The sequence below is a fragment of the Nocardiopsis sp. Huas11 genome, assembly GCF_003634495.1.
Classification (GTDB): Bacteria; Actinomycetota; Actinomycetes; order Streptosporangiales; family Streptosporangiaceae; genus Nocardiopsis.
Window position 1 is genome coordinate 6311811 of record NZ_RBKY01000001.1, and the last position, 22702, is coordinate 6334512.

The window sequence follows — 22702 nt, forward strand, 5'->3', positions numbered from 1 at the left end:
CCTGCGGACGCCGGTGAGACATCGAGACATCCCGCTCCCGCCCCGGGTGCGGGCACGCAAAGTGACCGATTGGAAGGAGGGCCCCGTGGCCCGCAAGTCGAAGAAGGACACCCCGACGAGTGCCCCGGCGCCGACCGCGTCCCTGCCGCCTGAGGTGCTGGCCGCCCTGGGACAGCCCGCGCGGGAGGAGCCGCGCACCTTCAAGAGTGAGGGTGTGGGAGCCATCATCGCGGCCGGATGGAAGGCCGCGTTCCGCCCCGGCGAGCACTCGATCCGGGTCCACATGGCGGCGCAGTTCTACCCGTGGAAGGTCGGCGGCCTCGTGCTGGCCGCCGGGGTGGTCGCCGCCCGCGCGGCCGCGGTCTCGGGCACGCACGCCCTGGTGCTCGCTCTGGCCACCGGCGCCGGCACGTGGGCGGCGCTGCGGATCCTGCGCACCACCCGGGCCCGCAAGCACAAGGCCACCCGCCTGGCCTCGGAGTGGGCCGAGATCGACCCCGCCCACGCCAGGGTGTGCGCGGCCGCGGCCGGGGTGTGGCTGATGGCCGTCATCCTCATCCAGCCCGCGACGCTCACCGCCTGGTGGTGGTCCGGTCTGGTCGGCCTCCTGGCGCTGCTCGCCCTCGGGTCGCGGTTCTGGGCCCACCACCGGGTGCCCCGGGTCCTGGCGGCCGTGGACGAAGCGGTCGCACCGCCCCCGCCGCCGGGGGAGCACGCGGTGGCCCGCAAGTGGCGCACCCGCGTGGCCAACGGCAACGGAGCGTTGCCCGGCACGAAGCTCACGGATCTGGCCGACGAGTCCTATGGGGTGCGCGGCCGGTTGCACCTGGTGCCCGGGCGCCAGACCATCACCTCGGTGCGCGCGGCGCTGGGCTACATCGCCACCGCCCTGGGAGTCTCGGAGGCCGACCTCCTTATCGAGCACGTCGAGCCCACTGAGGACGACCCCAAGCCCGACTCCTCGATCCTGGACATCAAGGTCGTCACCGTCGGGATGCTCACCCAGAAGGTGCCTCTGGAGGGCGAGCGCCTGGTCGTGGACGGCGACGACGTCTCGATCCGGATGGGCCCCTACGCCGACGGCGACGGCGAGGCCCTGTGGCGCCTGTACACCGCCGACTCCATCTGGGGCGGGTTCGTCGCGGGCAGCACCGGCTCGGGCAAGTCGGGGCTGATCGACGCCCTGGCGCTGGGCATCTGGCAGACCGAGTCCACGATCGTCATCTACCTGGACCCGAAGAACGGCGGCTCCTCACCCAGGATCTTCGACCGGGCGCATTGGTCGGTGGGCAAGGACCCCGGCACCTGGGACGCCATCCTGGACGGGCTGATCGAGGTGATCGAGGCCCGCGGCCTGGAGAACTCCGCCCGCCTCAAGGCCAGCGGGTTCACGCCGTCGAAGGAACGGCCGGGGATCGTGGTGATCGTGGACGAGTGCCACGTGGTCATCCACGCCCAGAACGCGGAGAAGTGGGGGCGGGTGGGCCGTGAAGGCCGCGCCGCCGGCGTCCAGGCCATCTACGCGAGCCAGATCTACGGGCTGCAGACCTTCGGCGGCGACGACGCGGTCCGCTCTTCCGCGACCGCCGGGAACACGGTGGCGCTGCGGGTGAGCCGGAACCAGTCCACGATGATCGCCGACATTCCGCTGGATCCGTCCACGCTGCCCAAGATCACCGGCGTCGGGCTAGTCGACTCCGGCCGTGAGGCGCCCTTCAAGGCGGCATGGGCTCCCAGCGAGACCACCGCCGCGCAGATGGACGCCGCGCTCGAACACGCTCCCGACGAGTTGGACCCGTTGGCCGCAGGGGCGTTCGACGCCGGGACCAAGGGCCTCTACAGCCGCCGCCACGAGATCGCCGAGCAGCAGGTCGCCAACGCCGAGGAGCGGCTGCGCTCCTACGAGGCCGGGCGGGTGCCGGCCGCACGCGAGGCCACCGACACCGAGATGGCGCTGCCCAACATCACCGGGCCGACGCTGTTCGAGATCCCCGACATCGACCCGGCGCTGCTGAGCGACACCGACCTCGGGCTCGGGATCCTCGCGGCCGCGGGCCGCGACCCCAACGAGGAGTTGCTGGCGACGTGGTCGGGTGCGGCCAAGCGGGTCCTGGAGCTGCTGATCGAGCACGGGTCGCTGCGCCGGGGCGAGATCGAAAAGCAGGTCCGCGCCTCGGAGGAGTGCTCCCGGGCGACCGTCTCCCGCGCCCTGGACGACCTGGCCGAAGCCGGGGTCATCGAGGCGCTGCCCAACCGGGCGGGGTGGCAACTGGCCGCCTGAGGCCACGCAGCGTCACCGCACACGCGGGTGAGACATCCCCACCGATGTCTCACCCGCTTCATGCCCTCATGCGAAGAATCAACCGATTCTGACGCGAGACAAACCCCGCCCGCACCCGAAAAACCCGGGCGCCGGCCCCACGCCGAGACACCGAGACATCCCGCCCCGCCCCGGGCGCGGAATCACCCACTGTGAGGAGAACACCTGATGCAGCCCATGACCGCCGCCGCCCTGCGCGAGGCCCTGGCCGACCTTCCCGACGACCAGGTGGTGATCGACGCCGCCACCGGCCGCGCCCTGGTCGACGTCGACCCCAACCCCAACGGCGCGGTGGAACTGGCGTTCGCCGACCCCCGACCGCGCCGCCGCGCCGTCGTGAACAACACGTTCGTCGGCGAGTTCCACGGCGGATCGCTGATGCAGACCGGCGGCAGCGACCACTACGGCGACCTGCGCACGTGACCCGACCCGCCCGACAGCACACGTCGGGGCCGCCCCACCTTCCACGACGCGGCGGCCCCGACCACTCCCACAGCGACGAAGGAGCACCACCATGATGACCGCGTTCGTAGCCCTGTTCGTCGGCCACTGGCTCGGAGACCACTGGGCACAGACCGGCCACCAGGTCGCCGCCAAAGGCCGGTGCGACGCCGCCGGACGGCGGGCGTGCGCCGCCCACGTGGCCACCCTGACCCTGTGCCAGGCCGTACTGCTCGGCCTGGTCGCCCTCTGCGAGGGCGGGATCGGCGGCCCCGCCCAGGCCGTCCTGGGCCTGGCTGTCAACGCCGCCTCGCACTACTGGATCGACCGGCGCCGGACCTTGGAGGGCCTGGCCCACCTGATGCAGCGCTACGGCAAGCACTCCTATTACACGTCCGGAGAGCAGGGCCGGATGGCGCTGGACCAGGCCGCTCACATGGGCTGGCTTCTCCCGGCGGCGCTCATCATCAGCGCCGACCCGGTGCCCGCCCTGCTGCTGGCCGGGCTGTGCCTGGCCGGGCTCTACATCACCGACATGCTCTCCCGGCTCGGCTGGGCCGAGGCCCACCGCACCGCCGACCGCAGCTGACCAGGCGGTGCCTCTGCCCGCCCCGCACACGCCGCGGGGCCGGCGGGCGGACCGCCCGGTCCACCCCTCTCGAACACTGTGGAAGGACGACCCATGGACCGATCGTGTAAGCCGCGCTGGTCCGCCGACGAGGTGGCCCAGCGCCCCGAATGGCAGCGGGCCCTGTACGACCAGGGCCTGCTCACCCCCGAGCACCGGCAGCAGGGGCGTCGGCACCTGACCGGCACCGGGCTGCGGCGCACCGCCATCGGGCGGGAGAAGGACGAGTGAGCGCCGCCACCATCACCCACCACACCCAGTGGATGTCATCCGACGACGACCAGACCGTCCACGACCTTCAGCTCGCCTACGACCCCGCCCACCCCTACGCCATCGAGGCCCGCTTCGTCCTGGACTCCTCCGACCCCGACGCCGTGCTGGTGTGGGAGGTTGACCGCGGCGTACTCGACCAGGGCGTGGCCTCGTGGGCCGGGGACGGCGACGTGCGCGTGCGGGTGTGGACGCCCCTGCCGACCCTGGTCCTGGTCGAGCTGCTCGACGGCATTACCGGCCGCTGGGGCCGCTTCCTGGCCCGCCGAACCGAACTGGAGGCCTTCCTGGCCGAGACCTACCGGCTGGTGCCCTCCGGCACCGAGCACGTCGACGTCGACGCGACCGTGGCCGCGCTACTGACCGGAGGTGAGCTGTGATGGGCGTCCCGCGCTTCCGTGCCCGCCCCCGCGGCATCGACGCGGCCCCCGCCCCGCCGGCCTGGGCCGCCCAGGCCCTGTGCGCCCGCGTGGGCACCCCCGCCGACTGGCACCCCGACGACTCCGACCAGGAGGCCATCCAAGCTGCGGTCGCGGTGTGCGGGCGCTGCCCGGTCCGCACCGACTGCCGGGACTTCGCCCTGGAGCACCCGCCGACCAGCCAGGTCGGCATCTGGGGCGGCCTGACCGCCGACGAGCGGATCCGGGAGCGCCGCAGGCAGATGCGCGCCCGCAAGGCCGCCTGAACCGCCCCTACCCACCACGAAGGGCACCCGCCGAGGCAAAGACGGCGGGTGCCCTTCACCGTTCTGTCTACCACCGAGGAGCCCCCTCAATGCCGACGATCACGATCACCGCTACCGCCGCCGTGCTCTCCGACCAGGTCGGGTGGGCCGCCCGCCTGCTGCCCGCCCGGCCCGCGATCCCCGTCCTGGCCGGTCTGCGACTGGACATCAGCACCGACCGGGTGCGCGTCACCAGCACCGACTACGAGGTGTGGGCCAGCGCCGACGTCGAAGCCGACACCGAGGGAGAGGGCGTCGCGGTCCTGCCCGGACGCCTGATGGCGGGCCTGCTCGCCAAGCTCCCGCCCCTGCAGATGGTCACGATCACCATCGGCCCCGACCGGGCCCGCATCACCTGCGGGCCCACCCGCGCGACACTGCTCACCCTGCCAGCCGAGGACTACCCCACCCCGCCACCGGCGCCCGCAGCCGTGGGGCGGGCCGACGCCGCCGAACTGGCCGGGGCCGTCGACCAGGTCGTCGTGGCCGCCTCCACCGACCCCACCCTGGCCGCGCTCACCGGCGTGCACACCACCCTGGCCGAGGACGGCATCGTGATGTGCGCCTCCGACCGGTACCGCGTCGCCCGCCAGAGCGTGGCCTGGGAGCCCGTCCTGGACCAGGAAGACGGCGCCGATCCCGTGCTGCTGGTCCCGGCCGCCGCCCTGTCCCAGGCCGCCAAGGCCATGACCGGCACGGTCAGCATCGCCACCGCCACCGACGACACCGGCCGCCTGGACCAGCTCAGCCTGTCCGACGACACGCGGCGGCTGTCCACGCGCCTGCTCGACGGCGACTTCCCGCGCACGGACTCCTTCCTGGAGCGGGCCCGCCAGGACGCACAGCTGAGGGTGACCGTGGAGGCCGCCCACCTGGCCGCCGCGGTCGACCGGGTCAAGCTGTTCGCCGCTGCCGACACCCCGATCCGGGTCGCCATCACCGACGAGGGCCTGGAGGTGCGCGCCGGCCACGACGGCGATGCCGGAAGCGAGGACGTGCCCGCCCAGGTCGACGGCGAAGGGCTGCAGGTGGCGTTCAACGCGCCCTTCCTGCTGACGGGCCTGGCCAGCGCACGCACCATGCGCATGCGGGTGGCGGTCAGCGCGACGGACCGGCCGGTCCTGTTCACCCCCGACGCCGACGGCGACGGCTACCAGTACCTGGTCATGCCGATCCGTCTGGGATCGGCGTCCGCCTGACCCCCTTGGAGGAGACCCCCTGATGTTCGAGCTGACCACGCTGTACCGGATCTACTGCGACGCCCCCGGATGCATCCGCCTGGTGATGGACGACGAGTACGACGCCCCGCTCCTGATCGAGAGCCCCGACCTGGACCGGGTCCCCGAGGGCTACCTGACCGACGACGAGGGCGTCCCGTGGGTGCGCGGGCCCCGCGGCCGGGTGATGTGCCCCGAGCACGGCCACATCCTGCGCCACGAACAGGACGTCGCCGCTACCCATGTCCCGCTGTTCGGCCCCACCTCCTGAGCTGTCCCGGGCGCTCGCTCTGCCCACCAGACCCCTGCGGGCTGGTGGGCGGGGGGACCGACCGGTCCACACACACACAGAGCGGCCCGCCCAGAACTTCCAGGCACCGAGCGGGCCGCCACTCCGAACGGAGCACACTCAGTATGACCACGCAGAAGACGGCCAAGCGGTGCTGCGGCACCAGCGTGGGCGTCATCATCGAGGACCAGGACGACCGGCTGCTGATGGTCACCCGCGGCTGGTGGCCCAAGGGCACAGCCCCGGTGGCCGGCCACGTCCGCGACGCGCACACCGCCGTCGCTGACGCCCTGGTCGCCGAAGTCCAGGAGGAAGTCGGCCTGACCGTGACCGGGGACCGGCTGCTGTGGGAGGGCCACCTGCCCAACCTGTGCGCCTCGTTGCCCCACCAGCCGCTGGCGGGCCACTACTGGCACCTGGCGGCCGCCACCGCCGAAGGAGAGGTCGTCGCCGCCCCGGGCGAGACCAAGGGCGCCGACTGGTACACCCCGGACCAGGTACGAGCCATGGCTCGGGCCACGTTGGTCCACTACCGGGCCGGGGGCGCGGCAGCGGACCAGCCTGACCACTCCTTGGAAGCGGTGTGGCTGCGGCTGCTGTTCGAGGCCGGGCGCCTGCCGTGCCTGACCGAGTCCGACCTGGACGTGGCCGAGACCGCCTACAGCACCGCGCCGGGCGAGTACTGGCTGGGAGGACGCCCGTAATGACCAGCCCTCTCATCGAAGGTCTGCGCAACTGGGCTGACGGGTTCTCCGCTGACCGCGCCGCCGTTGAGCTGCTCATCACGCACGAGTCCTGGCTGGTGCGACCGGATTTCCTCGACCGATGTGTGACAGAGATGCCGGTGGAAGAGCTGTTCGACCCGGCCCGACCGATCGCCATCATCGACTGGGACGAGACGTTCCGGGCCGTGGTCGACGGCCTGCCTGCATCCTCCTCCATGGTCGCCATCCTGCGCATCGCCGTTTCTCTAGGAAGGGGCGAACCGGTGGATCTGCGGGACGCCCTGGTGGGTTTGGACGCGACGAACACCGCCGCCGTCGCCACGGCCGTGGTCACCGCCGCCCAAGCCGATACCAGGGTGCATGTGACTCTGGCCCCTCGCGATCTCCCCGGCTGGCTCCGGCAAGGCTGAGCGCCAAGCTCCTCGCACGCCGACCTACACCATCTGCCCGCCCCGGGAAGCAACGCCCAGGGGCGGGCACACAAGCCAGCAACCCCCGAGCAGAAGGACCCGTATGACCTGGCACCTGCGTCCTATGGCCGCGTTCGACATCGAGTCCACCGGCCTGGACCTGGACAATGACCGCATCGTCACCGCCGCCCTATGGCGTATCGACCCCGCCAACCGGACCAAGGACGTCACCACCTGGCTCATCGACCCCGACATCGAGATCCCCCAGGCCGCCACCGACATCCACGGCATCACCACCGAGCACGCCCGTGCGCACGGTCGACCCGCCTGCGAGGCCGTACCGGAGATCGGCGAGGCCTTGGAGAAAGCGGCCGTGGACGGGCTCCCGGTGGTCATCTACAACGCCCCCTACGACCTCGGCCTACTCGCCGCCGAGTTGGAACGCCACCAGACCGGGGTGTCCTTCTCCGGGCTGCTGCGCATCATCGACCCCTTCGTCCTGGACAAGCAGGTCGACACCTACCGACGCGGCTCCCGCAAGCTCGTGGACGTGTGCGCCCACCACGGGGTCCGGCTCGACGCTGAGCAGGCGCACGGGGCCGCTGCCGACGCTCTGGCCGCCGCACGACTGGCCTGGAAGCTCGGAGCGCTCCACAGCGAGCTGACCGAAATGAACATCGATGACCTGCACACAGCCCAGATCGGGTGGAAGGCCGCTCAGTCCGCCAGCTTCCAGGAGTACCTGCGGCGCAAGGAACCCGAAGCGGTCGTGAACGGGTCCTGGCCTCTCGCACCCAGGCCTTGAGCGCACAACCCCATCGGGTCCGAGGGGGCCGGACCGTCACGACGTGGCGGGCCGGCCCCTTCCCCTTTCTGCAGACCAAGAACCCGGAGGACCCCGCGTTGCCCGCCTCTCTCGGGGCCTGAGCCCACCCCCGAGGGGCGAAAAGAAGGAGTCGGAGCGTCACAAGCTGGCCGTTCCGGCCCCTTCTCCATTGCAGACCACCCACCTGTGAGGAGAGAGATGACCGCGTTCTCACCGGTCGACTACGCCCTGGCCGCCGCCCGGCGCGACTGGCCCGTCTTCCCGCTCACCCCGAACTCGAAGAAGCCCCCGCTGGTCCGCGCGTGGGAGCAGGCCGCGACCACCGACCCCGACCAGATCCGGTCCTGGTGGCGGCAGTGGCCGAAGGCCAACTACGGCATCGCTACCGGCCCGGCCGGGCTCGTGGTGGTCGACCTGGACACCCCCAAGCCCGGACACGCCCCGCCCAAGGAGTGGGCGCTGCCCGGCGTCACCGACGGTGCCGATGTCCTGGCCGTGCTGGCCGAACGCGCCGGACAGGCCTTGCCGACCGACACCTTCACCGTGCGCACCCGCCGGGGCGGAACGCACCTGTACTTCGCCCACCCCACCGGCCCCCGAATGGGCAACACCTCCGGGAGTTTGGGGTGGCTGATCGACACCCGCGCCCACGGCGGGTACGTGGTCGGCCCGGGCTGCCCGGTAGCCGCCCCGGACGGATCGGGATGCTACAAGCACCTGAACCGCGACGCACCCGCACCGTTGCCGGAATGGATATGGAGCCTGCTGCGCAGGCCCGATTCCCGGAGTGAGCCCGCCGCCGCGCCTGTCCCGTCGCCGGGGCCCGCGAGCGACGTGTTCGCCGACGTCGCCCGCGACGACCGCCGCAGGGCCGCCTACGTCAAGGCTGCGGTGACCGGAGAGCTAGCCAGGGTTCGAGGCGCTCAGCCCGGCACGCGCAACGAGAACCTCTACATCGCTGCGGCCAGCCTCGGACAGCTCGCCCGCGAAGGCCTGCTGGAGACCGCCTGGATCCAGGACGCGCTGTACAACGCCGCCCTGGAGGCCAACACCGCGGGCGATGCCAACCCGCCCCGCGAGATCGCCGCCACGATCCGCTCCGGCCTGACCAAGGGCCTACGCGAATCCCGCCGCCCCACCACCCGCCACCGACCGCCCAGGAGGGCCGCCTAGATGAACTCCCGCGACGACAAAGACAAGAAGCCGAGCCAGGCCACCCTGCTGATCGAACTGGCTGACCGGCACGTCGACGTCGTGGCCGGAGAAGACGGACGCACCTACGCCGTCCGCAAGGGGTCGTCCACCGCGTTCCCGCTCCTGCGCAAGGACGGGCTGCGTGTGCAGCTCGCCCGCCAGTACTACGCCGAGCACCACGCGGTCGCCTCACAGTCCGCTCTGACCGACGCCATCTCCGTCCTGGAAGGACGCGCCATGGACCAACAGCCCCAGCCCATCCACCTGCGGCTGGCCACCCACCGCACCGACGCCGGCGACCAGATCATCATCGACCTGGGCACCCCCGACGGGCGGTGCGTCATCGCCGGCCCCGACGGCTGGCACGTGTCCGAGCGCAGCCCCGTGCTGTTCCGGCGCACCAAGCTGACCAGCCCCATGACCGAGCCCGGACCGGCCGGGCAGACCACCCAAGGCCTGGCCGCCCTGCGGGACCTGATCAACGTGGACGAGCCCTCATTCCGCCTCATCGTGGGGTGGTTGGTGGCCGGGATGATGCCCGACCTGCCCCACCCGATCCTGGGCGGCAAGGGCGAACAGGGAACCGGCAAGTCCACCGCCCTGGAGATGCTGATCAACCTGCTTGATCCCTCTCCTGCCGCGCTGCGGTCCCTGCCCCGCGACATCAAGACGTGGGCCACCGTGGCCAGCGCGAGCTGGGCGGTGTGCCTGGACAACGTCTCGGTCATCCCCATGTGGTTGTCGGACACCCTGTGCAAGGCGGTCACCGGTGACGGCCTGGTCGACCGGGCCCTGTACAGCGACGACGACGTAAGCGTGCTCAGCTTCCGCAGGTTGATCGCGCTCACCTCGATCGACACCGGCGCCCTGGCCTCTGACCTGTCCGAGCGGATGCTCACCGTGGAGTTCCTGCCGATCAAGAAGGAACAGCGGCGTCCCCACAGCGAGGTCGCCGCCGCCTTCCACCGCGACGCGCCCGCCATCCGCGCCGCCCTGTTCGACCTTTTGTGCAAGGTGTTGGCCACTCTGCCTGACACGCACCTGGCCGAACTGCCCCGCATGGCCGACTTCGCGCGCATTCTGCGGGCCCTGGACACGGTCACGGGGTGGAACACCCTGGACACCTACCTGACCGCTTCCCAGGTCACCACCGCCGATCTGCTCGACGCCAAGCCGTTCACCAGCGCGGTGGCCGACTTCGTGGACGAGCACACGCAGTGGACCGGCTCCATCAGCCAGCTCCTGGACCTCATCCCCGCCCCGGAACCGCGGCCCCGGTCCTGGCCGGTGGACGCCACTCGAGCCTCCGGCCAGCTCAAGCGCGACGCCCCGGTACTGCGCTCGATCGGCATCACGGTGATCGAAGCCGGACGCTCCCGCGACCGGCACCGCCGCCAGCTCTACACCTTCACTGCCCACAGCCTCGAAGACCAGGCCTCGCAGCCTCCGCAGCAGGGTCCGAACGCTGATCCTGCCCCGGACACCACGGTGACCAGGCAGGACGCCTCTCTTTTTGACCAGCCAGTCACATCTGACCCGTCGGACGCGCAGACTCCAGCCTCCGCACCAGCCTCCCACCATCACCCCAGTTCACAGGCGGTCACGGAGGCTACTGAGCCTGCGGAGGCTGGCTTGCCCCCACTCTCTGAAAAGACGACCACCAACGGAGTGGAGGAGGGGCCGTGCGTGCGCTGCGACGCCGCCTTCCACCGATTCGAGACCACCGACCACCCCAAGGTGTGCACGACCTGTGCCTCCAGGCACCGAACGTGAGCGCCACAAAAAGAGCGGCTCTGGCGCGAACCACCAAGCACTCGCCAGAGCCGCACCCCAACCCTCTGAGAAGGAGAGGCACTCCCAGCATGACCGATCGAACCAAACGCCGCCTGGATCTGGCGAAGGTCCGCGTGATCGGACCGCCCGACGTCGTCGACCAGGTGGTCGACGCAATCACTACGGCGCTCCCTTCCGCCGCCCCCTCCCGCCCCTACCCGAGTCGCCACAACCCCGACCACGTCCGCGTCTACCTGGAGGTCGCACCCGAATGAGCACCAAGGCACTCCGAATCCCGGCGCAGCGAACTCGGAACTGGCTCACCGTCGACGAGTTCTGCGAGGAACTCGGCATCGCCCGCTCGACCTTCAACGACTGGCGGGCCAAGGGACGGGCACCCAAGTGCGCCAAGCTGCCCAACGGCCAGCTCCGCATCCGCCGATCGGTCTTCGAGCAGTACATGGCCGCGCTGGAGGACGTCTCCTGATGGAAGCCGTCACCTACGACGTTCGGATCTGGAAGAAGTTCGAGGTCTATAAGGGCAAGCGGAAGACCACGCACACGGTGCGGTGGCGGGTGGGTGCGAAGACCTTCCGTGAGCCACACACCACCGCCGCGATGGCCGACTCCTTTCGATCCGAACTGGTGGCCGCCACCAACCGTGGTGAGGCGTTCAGCCTCACCACGGGGCGGCCCGCCTCCTGGAAGGATTCGGCGAAGGCCGAAGAGAACAGGGCCGCTAAGGTCTCCTGGTTCTCGTTCGTGTGCGACTACGTGGACGCCCACTGGGGCGTCTCAGCGAGCCACCGCCTCGATCGGGCCAAGTACCTGGCGAAGGCCACGGTCGCCCTGGTCCACGACGACTCCCCCGGTCGCCCCAACGATGACCTAGTGCGCACCGCCATGCGGAACTGGGCTCTCAACAAAGTGCACAGGAACATGGACCGCCCGCCGGACATCGACGAAGCTCTCGCGTGGTTGGAGGAGCACACACTGCCTGTCCAACGGTTGAGTGATCCGACCGTGGCCCGGCGGGTGCTGACGGAGGTGACCAGCAAGCTGCCCGAGAACGGCGGCGGGAGCCTTGGGGCGAAGTCCGCGGTGAAGTCGAAGCGGATCTTGTCGCATTGTCTGGATTTCGCCGTAGAACGCCGCCACCTGGAGGCGAACCCGGTGAGCTTCCACCGCAACCCCGCCGGGGCGATCAAATGGACGCCGCCGAAGGTCAACAACCTCATCGACGAACGATCGGTACCCGACCCCGCGCTCGCCCGGAGGCTGCTCGACGCGGTGGCCTCCGAGAACCGCAGCGGCACGCTGCTACGGCCCTTCTTCGCGGTGATGTACTTCGCGGCGCTTCGACCAGAGGAGGCCGTGAGCTTGCTGTGGTCCGACGTGAAGCTGCCGACGTTCACCCGTGACGAGATGACGGGCGCGTGGGTGGCGCCCGAGGACGCCTGGGGCGAGATCACGGTGCGGGAGGTCGCCCCGGACGTGGGGCGCCGGTGGACGGACAGCGGCCGTCAGAGGGACACCAGGCCACCCAAGGGCCGTGCGGAGGGTGAGACCCGGCCGGTCCCCTGCCTGCCGCTGCTGAGCCGCATCCTGTGGGAACACGGCCAGCGGGAGGAGAAGGGGCCCGGCGGGCTGGTGTTCTTCGGAGAGCGGGGCCACCAACTGGCCACCAGCACCTACTCCAAGGCCTGGCGCAAGGCCCGGCGGGCGGCGCTCCGGGCGGACCAGCTCGACACTCCCCTGGCCCGACGCCCCTACGACCTCCGGAGCGCCTGCGTCTCCACATGGCTGAACGAGGGCATCGACCCTCCCCAGGTGGCGAAGTGGGCGGGACACAGCGTCGATGTCCTACTCCGAGTCTACGCGCGCTGTCTGGAGGGGCGGGAGCAGGAGGCACGCCGACGGGCGGCAGCCGGGTTCGAGGGTTTCTGATCCCGGAGAACTTCAGCACGTATTCAGCGCAGCCCCCCGGATCCGGCCGGTGGCGGCCGTAGACAGCCGGATAGGACACAAAGAAGCCGCTGGCCTGTTCACGCAGGTCAGCGGCCTTTTTTTATGCTCAGAGGGGGTAGGCCGGGCAGGACTCGAACCCGCGACCCAGGGATTATGAGTCACCGGGATATCCCATCGGATGACGGCGAATAGCGATGATTTTCGCCGTATATGCAGGTCACAGCGTTGCCGATCTGTCGGTTCGCAGTGTTCTCCGCGCGTCCGCACGGGGGACCGTGGTCCCCTCGGTCCCCCACCGGTCCCCCCTGGGGTCCCCCTCGCTCGACGCGCACATGACTCGGCCCCGGTTCGGTGGTGTACCCACCGGCCGGGGCCGTCGTGCTGCCTCGGGGTTCTACTTCTCTTCTGGCTCAGGGCGCTCGGGCATCTTCGCGCCGGGCTCGCCGACGTACCAGCGGACGAAGCTTCGCAAGACCTTGGACATGTCTGCCTCCGGATCTGAGCTGCGTTCCACGGCGTCCCCGAACTTCCGCCAGAGCTCATCGGTGGTCCGAAAGCGCCGGAGTGCGCTCGGTGTCTTCTCTGCCATTGGGTGTCCCTTCTGTGGCTACAGGAAGTCTCTCACAGTGCTTGCGTGTGTGGCTACACTGAGGGTACGCTGTAGCCACAGAACGAAGGACAACCGAGGGAGACCCCGATGAACCTCTTCACCCGCATCGCTAGCACCGCCACCCGCGTCATCCGCGACGTCGCCCAGGCCCCCGCCGTAGCCCGGCAGCTCGCGGAGCTGCGCACCACCAGCCCGGCCACCCGGCCGGCGCCGCGCACCGTGCACGTCGACATCGACCCCGCCAACACCCCCGACCTCGAAGACATCGCCCTCGCCGCGAAGGAGTTCGAGGCCGCCCGCACCGAGGCCAACGCCGCCGCCCGCCTCCGCCGCCGCGCCGAGAAGGTCCTGCGCCGCACCCCCTCCGGCACCCACGGAGCCGTCACCGTCGAGCGCGTCGAGTCCTCCCGCCAGACCGCCGACCTCGACGCCATCCGCGCCCTGTTCGCCGCCCACGGCCTGGGCGACGTGCCCATGAAGCAGTGCGCCCCCTCGATCGTCGTCACCTTCGCCGACGACCAGGCGCCCGCGGACGAGGCTCCCCAGCTCGTCGCCGCCGCCTGACCACACCGAGCCCGAAGGAGCTCCGCAGTGAACCCCGAGCGATACCGATACCTGCCGCCCGACCCCGACGACACCCCCATCACGGACCGGTGCGTGTACGAGGTCGACCAGGACGGCCGCCTCGACAACTGCGGCGCCCCGCTCGCTCCCGACGCCGACCTCGACGAGGTCCTGTGCCCCTGGCACGCCGGCGCCGAAGAGCGAGGCGAGATCACCCCCGAGGACTTCGACGCCCTCGTGAGCCGCTACCAGGCGCCCGCCGCCTGACCCCGCACCCCGCGACTCCCAGACCCGCAGCCGCGACCACGGCGACTCACCACCGCCGTACAGCCATCGCAGTGCCCAGCAGTACCGCAGCACCGGAGGGGAACCCATGACCGTCGAACTCACCGCACAGGTGCCCGCCGACGACACGCACGTCCGGCTCGGACAGGTCTCCGTGGGAGGCGAGGTGTGGACCGTTGAGGCCCACATCGACGCCGACCGCTTCACCCGCCACACCCGGAAGGTGGCCGGGACGCCCGAGCTCGACCGCGACCGGATGGTGATCACCTACCCCGTGCCGGACCGCGAGAGCGCCAGTGCCCACCTGCTCTCGCACGCCCCGCACGCTCTCGCCTGGCACCTGCCGCGCCACACCGGACCGGTCGCCTGGCAGCCCCGCACGCTCGCCAACGGCCACCTGGTGCACGAGGCCCTCGTCGCGAACATCGAGGGCCCCGACGGTTCCACGCCCGTCATCGCCCGGCACGACACCGAGTGGGTCGCGATCAGCGCCGGGCTCGAAGGCGGCCTTGTCGCCCAAATCGGTGAGGGCGCCACCCGCCGGGTGGTCGTTGGCGTGCCGTCCATGGACGCCACTCGGGGCGACGCGTTCCGCATCCTCACGGAGCTGGGCTCCTTCCACCCGCCGACCCGCAGCTGACCCTTCGTCCCGGCACAACCCCAGTGAGGAGAACCGCCATGCAGACCAACACCGTCACCGTCCGCGGCTTGGAGGCCGGCGCCGTAGACCTGCAGCACGACCCGGAGACGGGCGTCCTGGTGGGCCTGCACATCAACGACGTCGTCATCGACCTGGACCGGGCCCGGTTCAACAACGAGACCGCCGACGACGTAGGCGAGCGCGTCGCCGCGCTCGAGCACCTGGCCGCGGTCGCGATCGAGGCGGCCTCGGAGTTGCTGACCGGCCGCCGGCTCCAGACCACCTGACCTTTCCATCGGGCCCGACCTGGCCCGCGCACCAACACGGAAGGCACACCCCAATGGCCAAGACCCGAACCAGCCTCTTCGACCTCGTCGCCGACGACATCCAGGTCCGCCGGCACCGCGACCAGCTCGACACGATCGAACTCGGAGACATCTCCCTGGACGTCGCCCCCCGCTACATGCACACCAACGGCCGCGCCTACCGGATCGCCGCCTTGGAGCGGCTGTCCGAGGTCGCTCTCGAGGTCGCCGCGGAGCTGCACACCGGCCGCCGCGACGACCTGCCCACCACCCCCATCACGAACGCCTGAGGAGACCCACCATGCGCCCGAAGCCCTACACCCGAATCGTCCGCTTCAAGCGGGTCGGACTGCACACCGATGTCCCCGACCTGGTCGCCCAGGTGCGCACCCACGACGACGGTCACGGCCCCTACATCGTGCGGGACCTTCACATGCTGATCGGCGACCACGTCCGCCCGCTCCTCGCTCACGACGGCGACGTGACCGTGGACGCCCACCCCGACCAGGCCCGCGGCTTCGTGTACGGCCGCACCCTGAACGGCAAGGGTCCGGTGCTCGCCGAGTTCTCGGTGCACCTCGACACGGAGGAGCTGCCGCCGCGCGGGGTGGACCACGACGAGGTACGCGAGATCGCCCGCATGGTCCTGCCCAGCAAGGAGCAGGACGTGACGATCCGGGCGTGCCGGACCGGCGCCGTGGTGCGCGTCCACGGCGGCTACTCGGAACGAGTCCGTGACGTCCTGACCGGCGCCGGATACACCGCCCACATCATCGACAGCGTCCTCCTGGTCGCTGCCCGCGAGTCCTAACCACCCACCCGAAGCACCAACGAGAAGGAGCACGACATGGACAAGAAGACCGCCGAGAAGAACCTGCAGGCCGCCCGCGAGCGCCTGGCGAAGAACGGTGACACCACCGAGACCGACTCGTACCTCAAGGCCAACCGCGCCGTGATCGACGCCGAGAAGGACGCCAAGGCTGCGGGCGTCCCCTGGTGGAAGCGGTAGCCGAACAGCAGCGGGGCCCCACCTGGATTGCCGTCCTGGTGGGACCCCCAACCCCAACACCGGCGGCTCCGGGCAACGCCTGGCAGCTCACCCCAGGGCCGCCCCCCATACGAAGGGATCACCACCATCATGCGACACCAACAGATCAACGTGTTCCTCGCCGTCCTGGTGGGTCTGCTGGCCGCTGGGATGGCCATCGCAGACGGCACGGCACCGCTCCTGCTCGGCCTCTTCGCGGCGTCGTGCGGCTTCCTCGCGCTCGTGGGCGCCGACTCCTGGCGCCGACACCGTGCAAGCATCCGCGGCCGGATCCGCCGGATGACCAAGCCCCGTACCGCCGCGCGCCGCTCCCGCAAGGGAGGCCGCAAGTGAACTCCGCTGACCTGATCCGGCACCACGGGTTCGCCGTGGTCCTGGTCGTGCTCCTCGTCGGGTTGGCCATCGCCCTGTTGCGGGTGGCCGCCCTGCCGCTCGCAGGGGTGGCCGTACTCCTCGACGGCGCCGCCAACAAGGCCGCCACCGCCCAGTTCCTCACCGACCTCGCCAACCACCCGGGAGGCGCACGATGATCCGCCGCCGCAACCGGCCCGTAGTCGAAACCGTCGCCGAACAGACCAAGCAGGCCGCATCGCTCGCAGGGATCGAAGACCAGGCCCTCTTGGCCGACCCCCGCACCAACCCGCGGGTGCGCGGCCACGCCGACGCCCTGCGCGACGACCAGCAGCGACGCGCACTCGACCTAGAACACCGCCGGGCACTCCGACGAGGCCGGGTCGCGGACAACCGGGCTGGCTACGCCGAACGCACCCTCGAAGCGATCCAGGCCGCCCGTGAAACCGCCTCTCCCGCCCTATCCGTGGTCGCCCTACACGTGGGGCGCCGCCGGTTCATGGGCGCGTCCCTGGCCGCCTCACTGCTGCTGTCCGTGGGGTCCGCGCTCGGGGTGGAGGCCGCCGCCCAAGGCTGGGATGCGCCCTCGGGAGTCGGATACCTCGCCGAAGTCGGCATGACCGGGCTCGCCACCACCGTCATCCTGTACCGGTCCCACCTGACACAGCACCGCGGTGCCGTCACCGGGTGGCAGAACGGGGCGCTGTGGGTGCTCATGCTCGCCCCGCTGCTCGGGTCCATCATCGCGTCCACCACCGGGTCCGGCCCGGTCGGTGCTGCCTGCTCCATCGGTGCCGCCGCGTTCGCGCTCCTGGCCTACGTGGTCGCGGACCGGTCCTCGAACGCGATGCGTAAGGCTGCGGCCCGTGTCGACCAGGCGGACGAGACCGAGCTGCGCACGGCCGCGCTGGGCGAGGACCTGTTCACGCTCGACGCGCCGGCTGGGGAGGGTACCCAGCTTGTGGGTACCCCTGCCCTGCGTCCGGGTTCGGTCCGCGACACGGATGGAACCCGCCCGCGCATCGACGGGTGGCTGTCCCCTGAGGGCCGCCCGCTGCTCCCGATCATCGCCGCCGCGGGTTCGGGGGTGACAGAGGACGACAGTTGGGTGTTCGACGACGAGAGCGAGTTCGCCGACCAGGTCGAGGCCTACGTGCGCGACCGCCGCGACCCGCCCGACGGCAGTGCCGGCACCGCACCTGTAGGCCCGTCTGACACCCCCTCCCCCGACGCTGCCAGTGCTGCCCGTGACACGGGGGGTGACACACGCGGCGACCAGCACGCCGATGACGGCGGCGAGTCCACCGAAGTGGTGCTGTCGCCCGCTGAGGCCAAGCGGCTGGAGGGGGTGAAGAACCGGACGCGGATCGCCGAGTACCTGGTGCGTCACCCTCACGCGACGGTGTCTGACATCGCTGAGGCGGTCGGGTTGACGGAGCGCACTGTGCAGCGGCACCGGCAGGCGCTGCGCGGGGAGGGGTGACAGACCATGCCGCGTCCCCCGAAGAGGCTCCCGCCTGAGCTCCGCAAGGCCGCTGAGAAGGCGCGCGCGGACGGATGGGAGGTCATCGCCCAGCGCGGCCACATGGTGTGGACGACCCCGTGCGGGCGCCGGTTGCAGACCTCAGGGACACCGTCCGACCACCGCACCGTGAAGAACGAGCTGGCCCGGTTGCGCCGCGCCGGCCTCGAAGACCGCTGAACCCAACCGTTGCCCAGATCGCAACGGTTGCCCATGACGCGGCCCGCCCCGACTTTCCAGGGACCGGGCGGGCCGCCACCCCATGAACGGAGCACCACGCATCATGCCCGAGAACAACCCGGACCACCCGCCCCGCCTCGTCGAGCTCGGAGGCGAGGTCATCCGCTTCCCCACCCGCGACAGGGGGACTGACAATCTCAGTACCCCCGACGAGCTGGACGACTTCCCGATCCCCGACGCTGAACCCCTCCCGCCCCTCGACGACGAGGAGCCCAGCGCGGACCTCGTCCCGCACATCGAAGACGCCGAGATCGTCGACGACCAGGCGCCCGCCACCACCCACCCCGTCGACGCACCCGCCGTGGCCACGGACACCGGCACATGGCTGGAGCAGCGACGGGCGTACCTGGCCGACGCACCCCCGGTCATCCCCTCATACCTGCGCGACAGCGACGAGTTCACCCAGGCCGCACGGTGGGTGACCTCCTACTACGCGCACATAGCCGCGTTCCACACCACCCGCAGCCCCATCTACCTGCTCCGACTCATGGGGCGCGGTCCCCGCGGCATCGCACGTGCGGCGCGCGCCTGGTGGACGTGGGCAGCCGACACCGAATCCCGCCCGCTCATCCGCAACGCCGCCGGCCGCGAAATGCAGGTCAACCTCGGTGACGGGGTGCTCAAGCACTCAGGCGGCGACTCCCACCAGTACATGCTGCTGTCCATGCGCCACGACCAGCGGGTGAAGGGGCGCATGGTCGTGTCCGCAGTGGTCGCCGTACCCGTGACCGTGCTGCTGGTGCTCGGTGTCCTGACCATGCCCGGGTGGGCGGTGCTGGCGTGGGCCGCTGCCGTTGACGCCCTGTTCGGCCTGGGTGTCCGCAACAAGGACAAGCCCATCGTCAGCCGGTACGTCGCTGTGCAGTTCCAGCGGCCCCTCGATTCCGACGAGGTCACCGCGGCCCTGGCCGCGATCGGCGTCAAGGGCCGTATCGACTTCGTCAACCCCATTCAGGTGGACGGGCCCGGGTGGCGCGCGGAGATCGACCTGCCCCCGGGTGTGCTCGCTGAGAAGCTCCTGGACAAGCGCAAGGAACTGTCCGGGGCGATGCGCCGCCCGTTGCAGTGCGTGTGGCCGTCCGTGGGCACCGAGCACACCTCCCGCGCCGTGTTGTGGGTGGCGAAGAAGGACCCGCGCACCATCAAGCGGGTGTGGCCGCTGCTCACCGATGGCCAGACCGACTTCTACGACGAGTTCCCGTTCGGTGTCACCCCGCGCGGTGAGGCCGTGCCCGTGTCGCTGATCGGCACGAACGTGCTCATCGGCGGTGTGATGGGGTCCGGGAAGACGTCCGCTGTGCTGGTGATCGCCCTGGCCGCCGCGTTGGACCCCACCTGCAAGATATGGATCTTCGAGTTGAAGGGGTCCGGCGACATGGAGTCTGTGCAGCCGGTCGCGTACCGGTATGTGCAGGGCGACGACGATGAGCACTGCGAGGTCGCGTTGAGCGGTATGCGCGCCCTCGAAGCTGAGATGAAGCGCCGCAAGAAGGTCGTGGCCGAACTGCCGATCGAGGACGTACCGAACGGGCGCAAGGTGACCCGCAAGCTCGCGGACAAGTACCCGCACCTGCGGTTGGACCCGCTGTTGGCGATCTTCGACGAGGTCCACACCCTGTTCGAGCACCCCAAGTACGGGAAGAAGGCCGCGGAGGTCGCCGGCCGGTTGATCCGGAAAGCCCGCGCTTACGGCATCATCCTGGTGCTGACCACGCAGAAGCCGGACGCGGACTCGATCCCGAAGATGGTGTCGGACAACGCGATCCTCCGGTTCTGCCTGGCGATCACCGGTCACATCGCCAACGACTTGATCCTTGGCACGGGCATGTACAAGCGGGGGATCCGCGCGAACATCTTCGAACCGGCGGAGGGCGATGACCCGAAGGACTCGGGGACCGGTTGGCTGTCTCGCTCGGCGACGAACGCGAAGATCGTCCGGGCGTACTTCATTCCTCAAGGGGACGCCCGGGAGGTTGGCCGGCGGGCGCTCGCTCTGCGGACGGCCGCGGGGACTCTGTCGGGTGAGGCCGCGGGCGAGGAGGTCGTGGACGCGGACACGTCCACGGTCGTGGACCACGTGCGCGCGGTGTGGCCGGACGGCGCCGCGGCGGTTCACTCCCACCGGCTCATCGAGGCGTTGGCCAGGTTCCGGCCGGACACCTATGCGGTGTGGTTGGAGGAGGAGGACGCCGCGGCCCGCTCGACTCTGCTGAACAACGCGTTGAAGCCCTTCAAGGTCCCCACGAAGCAGCTCACGATCCGGGAGTGCTGCGGTGGTGGGGCGAAGGGTGTCCGGTGGGACGACGTCCCGGAGCCGTCTGGGGACGGCTGGGAGGACGAGGAGGACGGCGACGATTAACCGCCCGGGGCCGGTTTCGGGGTGGGTGGTGGTTTCGCCTGGCCCCCGAAACCGGTTTCGACCCCGATGTCGGCCTGACAGCCCCGTGACCTGCACAGGTTTCGGGTTTCGGGGTCCGGGCGCGCACCCGTGTGCACGGCCCTCAGAGCGCATATGAGGGCCGTTGTCGTGCCCACGCCCCAGCCAGAGTTTGATGATGTGATGCCTCGGAGACTTGGAGAGCGGGAAGATGAGTGGCATGAGCAACGATTCTGAGCTTCCCCAGCCGAACCCCGTCGACATCGTGGGGAACATAGCTAAGAACCTTCCAGGGTCACAGGCAATCCACGGACTCGACGAATCATTCCGTCGGCACTACAGGCTGACGCGTCGACTGCGCCAAAACTCGCCCCCAACCACCTACGGGGATCTGCAAAATCTCACTTATGGGCAACTGGAGGACATGTCCCCAGCGGAGATCTCGGACGTGATCGCCCAGCAGAGCTCGACCGAACTCAACCACGGATCGACCATCATCGAGATGCTCGAGGCCGACCGGGACAGCGCCAAATCCTGGAACCTGTGGATGCTCGGAATCACCATCGGGTCGATCATCCTTGGCATTGTTCTTGGGGGCGCTTCGCTCTGGGTGGGTGTCCTCGGGCTGCAAGGAGCCTGACACGGCGAGGGCCCCGCCTTACGCTGGGAAGTGCGACCCACCCAGCAAGGCGGAGCCCTCATGTCGAAGCCTACCCTCGGACCCTCAGCGTCGTTCAGCGAAACCGTCCGGGACACCCTCACCGAACAGGACATCAGCGTCCGCGAGCTCGCCCGCCGGACCCGGTTCGATCACGCTTACCTCTCCCGTGTCCTGGCCGGGAAGCAGCGGCCCTCACCCGCGCTCGCCGACGCCGTCGACCAGGCGCTCAACGCCCGGGGGAACCTCGCTGCCCTGGCCGCCGGACCGCCGCCGTCCGACGACATGGACGAGACCGGCGACATGTTGGAGTTCATGCGCCGCGCCGAAGCCTCCGACCTCGGAACAGGCACCATCGACGTCCTCGGGGCGGCCGTAGACCAACTCTGCCGCGACTACCCGACCGCTCCGGGGCCGGTCCTGCGGGACCGCTCCAAGAAGCTCCTCAAGCACGCTCTCGGGCTGTTGGAGCGGCGCACCACACTCGCTGAACACCGGGAACTCCTCGTCCACGTCGGGTGGTTGTCCGCGCTCCTGGGGTGCGTGCACTTCGACGTCGGCGACCGTCTCGCTGCGGAGACCGCCCGGAAGATGGCCCACCAGTTGGGCGACCAGGCAGGGCACGGCGAGATCGTGGCGTGGGCGTATGAGATCACCGCGTGGTTCGCGCTGTCCGAGGGCCGGTACCAAGCGGTGGTGGCGGCTGCTGAGGCCGGACGCGCTCACGCTGGGGTGTCCAGCGGCGGTGTGCAGCTCCTCGTTCAGCAGGCCAAGGCGACGGCGAAGATGGGCGACCCCCACGCGCACGTGCTGCTCGTGGAAGCCGGGAACATGCTCGCGCAGTTGCCGGCCACTGACCAGCCTGAGCACCACTTCGTGTTCGACCCGGACAAGCTCACCAGCCATGGGGCGACGGCGTACACCTGGTTGGGGTGGGACGAGGCCGCGGGCGAGTACGCGTCGGAGATGGCGGACCGGTACCAGCGCGAGTACCGGCCTATGCGGTTGGCGACGGCCCGCCTGAATCTGGGCATCCTCGCGGCGCGGAGGGGCGCGTTGGACGAAGCCGTGCACCTGGGGGAAGCGGCGTTCGAGTCCGAGCGCCGGTCGGGTGCGTTGACGTCGTGGGCGCGCGGCTTGCTCTCGGAGTTGGAGGGGCGCTATCAGGGTGAGCGCCTGGTGGTGGACTACCGGGAGCGTCTGGCGTTGGAGACGACCGGGGACCGGTGACAGCGGTGACAGGTCGGGTTGTCACCACCGGTCGTCTCCCGCGGGTGGCCTGGTCGCCGCAACGATGGCGGCATGGACACCACATCC

At 70.4% G+C, this 22702-nt stretch carries 30 protein-coding genes; all 30 read left to right on the forward strand.

Annotation, left to right across the window (positions count from 1 at the left end; genetic code table 11):
• Positions 1–85 precede the first annotated feature (85 nt).
• The 30 genes from DFP74_RS28475 to DFP74_RS28615 all read left to right on the forward strand — a co-directional run bounded on the left by DFP74_RS28475 (position 86) and on the right by DFP74_RS28615 (position 22615).
• Positions 86–2281 carry a hypothetical protein gene (locus tag DFP74_RS28475; protein ID WP_121186430.1) on the forward strand — a complete coding sequence of 732 codons (2196 nt, stop codon included), beginning with the start codon at positions 86–88 and terminating at the stop codon, positions 2279–2281.
• Between the two features lie 207 nt (positions 2282–2488).
• Positions 2489–2743, forward strand: a complete 255-nt coding sequence (locus DFP74_RS28480) for a hypothetical protein (protein WP_121186432.1) — start codon at positions 2489–2491, stop codon at positions 2741–2743.
• Positions 2744–2837: 94 nt separating this feature from the next.
• Positions 2838–3350, forward strand: coding sequence for a DUF3307 domain-containing protein (locus DFP74_RS28485; RefSeq protein ID WP_199725806.1), 513 nt, complete (start codon positions 2838–2840; stop codon positions 3348–3350).
• A 93-nt stretch (positions 3351–3443) separates the two neighbouring features.
• A complete protein-coding gene (locus DFP74_RS33665) occupies positions 3444–3620 on the forward strand; it encodes a hypothetical protein (protein WP_158613072.1) in 177 nt (58 codons plus the stop codon).
• Entirely contained in the window at positions 3617–4039 is a 423-nt protein-coding gene (locus DFP74_RS28490) for an SsgA family sporulation/cell division regulator (RefSeq protein WP_158613073.1), read from the forward strand. Before DFP74_RS33665 ends, DFP74_RS28490 begins: the two co-directional genes overlap by 4 nt.
• Positions 4039–4344, forward strand: a complete 306-nt coding sequence (locus DFP74_RS28495) for a WhiB family transcriptional regulator (protein WP_121186438.1) — start codon at positions 4039–4041, stop codon at positions 4342–4344. Before DFP74_RS28490 ends, DFP74_RS28495 begins: the two co-directional genes overlap by 1 nt.
• 89 nt (positions 4345–4433) lie before the next feature.
• Complete coding sequence (dnaN, locus tag DFP74_RS28500; RefSeq protein WP_121186440.1) at positions 4434–5582, forward strand: DNA polymerase III subunit beta; 1149 nt, start codon at positions 4434–4436, stop codon at positions 5580–5582.
• Between the two features lie 22 nt (positions 5583–5604).
• Positions 5605–5871, forward strand: a complete 267-nt coding sequence (locus DFP74_RS28505) for a hypothetical protein (protein WP_121186442.1) — start codon at positions 5605–5607, stop codon at positions 5869–5871.
• A 143-nt stretch (positions 5872–6014) separates the two neighbouring features.
• Positions 6015–6593 (forward strand): NUDIX hydrolase, encoded by a 579-nt coding sequence (locus tag DFP74_RS28510; protein WP_121186444.1) that lies wholly within the window; start codon positions 6015–6017, stop codon positions 6591–6593.
• Complete coding sequence (locus DFP74_RS28515) at positions 6593–7024, forward strand: hypothetical protein (RefSeq protein ID WP_121186446.1); 432 nt, start codon at positions 6593–6595, stop codon at positions 7022–7024. Before DFP74_RS28510 ends, DFP74_RS28515 begins: the two co-directional genes overlap by 1 nt.
• A gap of 103 nt (positions 7025–7127) precedes the next feature.
• Positions 7128–7829 carry an exonuclease domain-containing protein gene (locus tag DFP74_RS28520; RefSeq protein ID WP_121186448.1) on the forward strand — a complete coding sequence of 234 codons (702 nt, stop codon included), beginning with the start codon at positions 7128–7130 and terminating at the stop codon, positions 7827–7829.
• 219 nt (positions 7830–8048) lie between these two features.
• Entirely contained in the window at positions 8049–9023 is a 975-nt protein-coding gene (locus tag DFP74_RS28525; protein WP_121186450.1) for a bifunctional DNA primase/polymerase, read from the forward strand.
• Positions 9024–10817 (forward strand): ATP-binding protein, encoded by a 1794-nt coding sequence (locus DFP74_RS28530; RefSeq protein WP_121186452.1) that lies wholly within the window; start codon positions 9024–9026, stop codon positions 10815–10817.
• Between the two features lie 89 nt (positions 10818–10906).
• Positions 10907–11092 (forward strand): hypothetical protein, encoded by a 186-nt coding sequence (locus DFP74_RS28535; protein ID WP_121186454.1) that lies wholly within the window; start codon positions 10907–10909, stop codon positions 11090–11092.
• Complete coding sequence (locus DFP74_RS28540; RefSeq protein WP_121186456.1) at positions 11089–11304, forward strand: AlpA family transcriptional regulator; 216 nt, start codon at positions 11089–11091, stop codon at positions 11302–11304. Before DFP74_RS28535 ends, DFP74_RS28540 begins: the two co-directional genes overlap by 4 nt.
• Entirely contained in the window at positions 11304–12764 is a 1461-nt protein-coding gene (gene xerC, locus DFP74_RS28545; protein WP_121186458.1) for a tyrosine recombinase XerC, read from the forward strand. Before DFP74_RS28540 ends, xerC begins: the two co-directional genes overlap by 1 nt.
• A gap of 718 nt (positions 12765–13482) precedes the next feature.
• Positions 13483–13959 (forward strand): hypothetical protein, encoded by a 477-nt coding sequence (locus DFP74_RS28555; RefSeq protein ID WP_121186461.1) that lies wholly within the window; start codon positions 13483–13485, stop codon positions 13957–13959.
• 27 nt (positions 13960–13986) lie between these two features.
• On the forward strand, positions 13987–14226 hold the full coding sequence (locus tag DFP74_RS28560; RefSeq protein WP_121186463.1) for a hypothetical protein: 240 nt from the start codon (positions 13987–13989) through the stop codon (positions 14224–14226).
• Positions 14227–14332: 106 nt separating this feature from the next.
• Positions 14333–14884: a hypothetical protein gene (locus DFP74_RS28565; RefSeq protein WP_121186465.1), complete on the forward strand. Its 552-nt coding sequence runs from the start codon at positions 14333–14335 to the stop codon at positions 14882–14884.
• A 38-nt stretch (positions 14885–14922) separates the two neighbouring features.
• Positions 14923–15171, forward strand: a complete 249-nt coding sequence (locus DFP74_RS28570) for a hypothetical protein (RefSeq protein ID WP_121186467.1) — start codon at positions 14923–14925, stop codon at positions 15169–15171.
• Positions 15172–15224: 53 nt separating this feature from the next.
• Entirely contained in the window at positions 15225–15479 is a 255-nt protein-coding gene (locus DFP74_RS28575) for a hypothetical protein (protein WP_121186469.1), read from the forward strand.
• An 11-nt stretch (positions 15480–15490) separates the two neighbouring features.
• Positions 15491–16000: a hypothetical protein gene (locus tag DFP74_RS28580; RefSeq protein ID WP_121186471.1), complete on the forward strand. Its 510-nt coding sequence runs from the start codon at positions 15491–15493 to the stop codon at positions 15998–16000.
• Between the two features lie 36 nt (positions 16001–16036).
• Entirely contained in the window at positions 16037–16198 is a 162-nt protein-coding gene (locus tag DFP74_RS33670; RefSeq protein WP_158613074.1) for a hypothetical protein, read from the forward strand.
• Between the two features lie 129 nt (positions 16199–16327).
• Positions 16328–16570 (forward strand): hypothetical protein, encoded by a 243-nt coding sequence (locus DFP74_RS28585; protein WP_121186473.1) that lies wholly within the window; start codon positions 16328–16330, stop codon positions 16568–16570.
• Positions 16567–16767: a hypothetical protein gene (locus tag DFP74_RS28590; protein ID WP_121186475.1), complete on the forward strand. Its 201-nt coding sequence runs from the start codon at positions 16567–16569 to the stop codon at positions 16765–16767. Before DFP74_RS28585 ends, DFP74_RS28590 begins: the two co-directional genes overlap by 4 nt.
• Entirely contained in the window at positions 16764–18071 is a 1308-nt protein-coding gene (locus DFP74_RS28595) for a winged helix-turn-helix domain-containing protein (protein WP_121186477.1), read from the forward strand. Before DFP74_RS28590 ends, DFP74_RS28595 begins: the two co-directional genes overlap by 4 nt.
• 6 nt (positions 18072–18077) lie before the next feature.
• Positions 18078–18290, forward strand: coding sequence for a type II toxin-antitoxin system HicA family toxin (locus DFP74_RS28600; protein WP_121186479.1), 213 nt, complete (start codon positions 18078–18080; stop codon positions 18288–18290).
• Between the two features lie 103 nt (positions 18291–18393).
• Entirely contained in the window at positions 18394–20709 is a 2316-nt protein-coding gene (locus tag DFP74_RS28605; RefSeq protein ID WP_121186481.1) for an FtsK/SpoIIIE domain-containing protein, read from the forward strand.
• Between the two features lie 238 nt (positions 20710–20947).
• Positions 20948–21367: a hypothetical protein gene (locus tag DFP74_RS33360; protein WP_147453925.1), complete on the forward strand. Its 420-nt coding sequence runs from the start codon at positions 20948–20950 to the stop codon at positions 21365–21367.
• A 60-nt stretch (positions 21368–21427) separates the two neighbouring features.
• Positions 21428–22615, forward strand: coding sequence for a helix-turn-helix transcriptional regulator (locus tag DFP74_RS28615; protein ID WP_121186485.1), 1188 nt, complete (start codon positions 21428–21430; stop codon positions 22613–22615).
• The last annotated feature ends 87 nt before the right edge of the window (positions 22616–22702 follow it).

What these genes read in the sequence shown, in the direction of transcription:
- DFP74_RS28480 (WP_121186432.1), top strand. Translation starts at nt 2,489, where the DNA reads ATGCAGCCCATGACCGCCGCCGCCCTGCGCGAGGCCCTGGCCGACCTT.
- DFP74_RS28485 (WP_199725806.1), top strand. Translation starts at nt 2,838, where the DNA reads ATGACCGCGTTCGTAGCCCTGTTCGTCGGCCACTGGCTCGGAGACCAC.
- DFP74_RS33665 (WP_158613072.1), top strand. Translation starts at nt 3,444, where the DNA reads ATGGACCGATCGTGTAAGCCGCGCTGGTCCGCCGACGAGGTGGCCCAG.
- DFP74_RS28495 (WP_121186438.1), top strand. Translation starts at nt 4,039, where the DNA reads ATGGGCGTCCCGCGCTTCCGTGCCCGCCCCCGCGGCATCGACGCGGCC.
- dnaN (WP_121186440.1), top strand. Translation starts at nt 4,434, where the DNA reads ATGCCGACGATCACGATCACCGCTACCGCCGCCGTGCTCTCCGACCAG.
- DFP74_RS28505 (WP_121186442.1), top strand. Translation starts at nt 5,605, where the DNA reads ATGTTCGAGCTGACCACGCTGTACCGGATCTACTGCGACGCCCCCGGA.
- DFP74_RS28510 (WP_121186444.1), top strand. Translation starts at nt 6,015, where the DNA reads ATGACCACGCAGAAGACGGCCAAGCGGTGCTGCGGCACCAGCGTGGGC.
- DFP74_RS28515 (WP_121186446.1), top strand. Translation starts at nt 6,593, where the DNA reads ATGACCAGCCCTCTCATCGAAGGTCTGCGCAACTGGGCTGACGGGTTC.
- DFP74_RS28520 (WP_121186448.1), top strand. Translation starts at nt 7,128, where the DNA reads ATGACCTGGCACCTGCGTCCTATGGCCGCGTTCGACATCGAGTCCACC.
- DFP74_RS28525 (WP_121186450.1), top strand. Translation starts at nt 8,049, where the DNA reads ATGACCGCGTTCTCACCGGTCGACTACGCCCTGGCCGCCGCCCGGCGC.
- DFP74_RS28530 (WP_121186452.1), top strand. Translation starts at nt 9,024, where the DNA reads ATGAACTCCCGCGACGACAAAGACAAGAAGCCGAGCCAGGCCACCCTG.
- DFP74_RS28535 (WP_121186454.1), top strand. Translation starts at nt 10,907, where the DNA reads ATGACCGATCGAACCAAACGCCGCCTGGATCTGGCGAAGGTCCGCGTG.
- DFP74_RS28540 (WP_121186456.1), top strand. Translation starts at nt 11,089, where the DNA reads ATGAGCACCAAGGCACTCCGAATCCCGGCGCAGCGAACTCGGAACTGG.
- xerC (WP_121186458.1), top strand. Translation starts at nt 11,304, where the DNA reads ATGGAAGCCGTCACCTACGACGTTCGGATCTGGAAGAAGTTCGAGGTC.
- DFP74_RS28555 (WP_121186461.1), top strand. Translation starts at nt 13,483, where the DNA reads ATGAACCTCTTCACCCGCATCGCTAGCACCGCCACCCGCGTCATCCGC.
- DFP74_RS28565 (WP_121186465.1), top strand. Translation starts at nt 14,333, where the DNA reads ATGACCGTCGAACTCACCGCACAGGTGCCCGCCGACGACACGCACGTC.
- DFP74_RS28570 (WP_121186467.1), top strand. Translation starts at nt 14,923, where the DNA reads ATGCAGACCAACACCGTCACCGTCCGCGGCTTGGAGGCCGGCGCCGTA.
- DFP74_RS28575 (WP_121186469.1), top strand. Translation starts at nt 15,225, where the DNA reads ATGGCCAAGACCCGAACCAGCCTCTTCGACCTCGTCGCCGACGACATC.
- DFP74_RS28580 (WP_121186471.1), top strand. Translation starts at nt 15,491, where the DNA reads ATGCGCCCGAAGCCCTACACCCGAATCGTCCGCTTCAAGCGGGTCGGA.
- DFP74_RS33670 (WP_158613074.1), top strand. Translation starts at nt 16,037, where the DNA reads ATGGACAAGAAGACCGCCGAGAAGAACCTGCAGGCCGCCCGCGAGCGC.
- DFP74_RS28585 (WP_121186473.1), top strand. Translation starts at nt 16,328, where the DNA reads ATGCGACACCAACAGATCAACGTGTTCCTCGCCGTCCTGGTGGGTCTG.
- DFP74_RS28595 (WP_121186477.1), top strand. Translation starts at nt 16,764, where the DNA reads ATGATCCGCCGCCGCAACCGGCCCGTAGTCGAAACCGTCGCCGAACAG.
- DFP74_RS28600 (WP_121186479.1), top strand. Translation starts at nt 18,078, where the DNA reads ATGCCGCGTCCCCCGAAGAGGCTCCCGCCTGAGCTCCGCAAGGCCGCT.
- DFP74_RS28605 (WP_121186481.1), top strand. Translation starts at nt 18,394, where the DNA reads ATGCCCGAGAACAACCCGGACCACCCGCCCCGCCTCGTCGAGCTCGGA.
- DFP74_RS33360 (WP_147453925.1), top strand. Translation starts at nt 20,948, where the DNA reads ATGAGCAACGATTCTGAGCTTCCCCAGCCGAACCCCGTCGACATCGTG.
- DFP74_RS28615 (WP_121186485.1), top strand. Translation starts at nt 21,428, where the DNA reads ATGTCGAAGCCTACCCTCGGACCCTCAGCGTCGTTCAGCGAAACCGTC.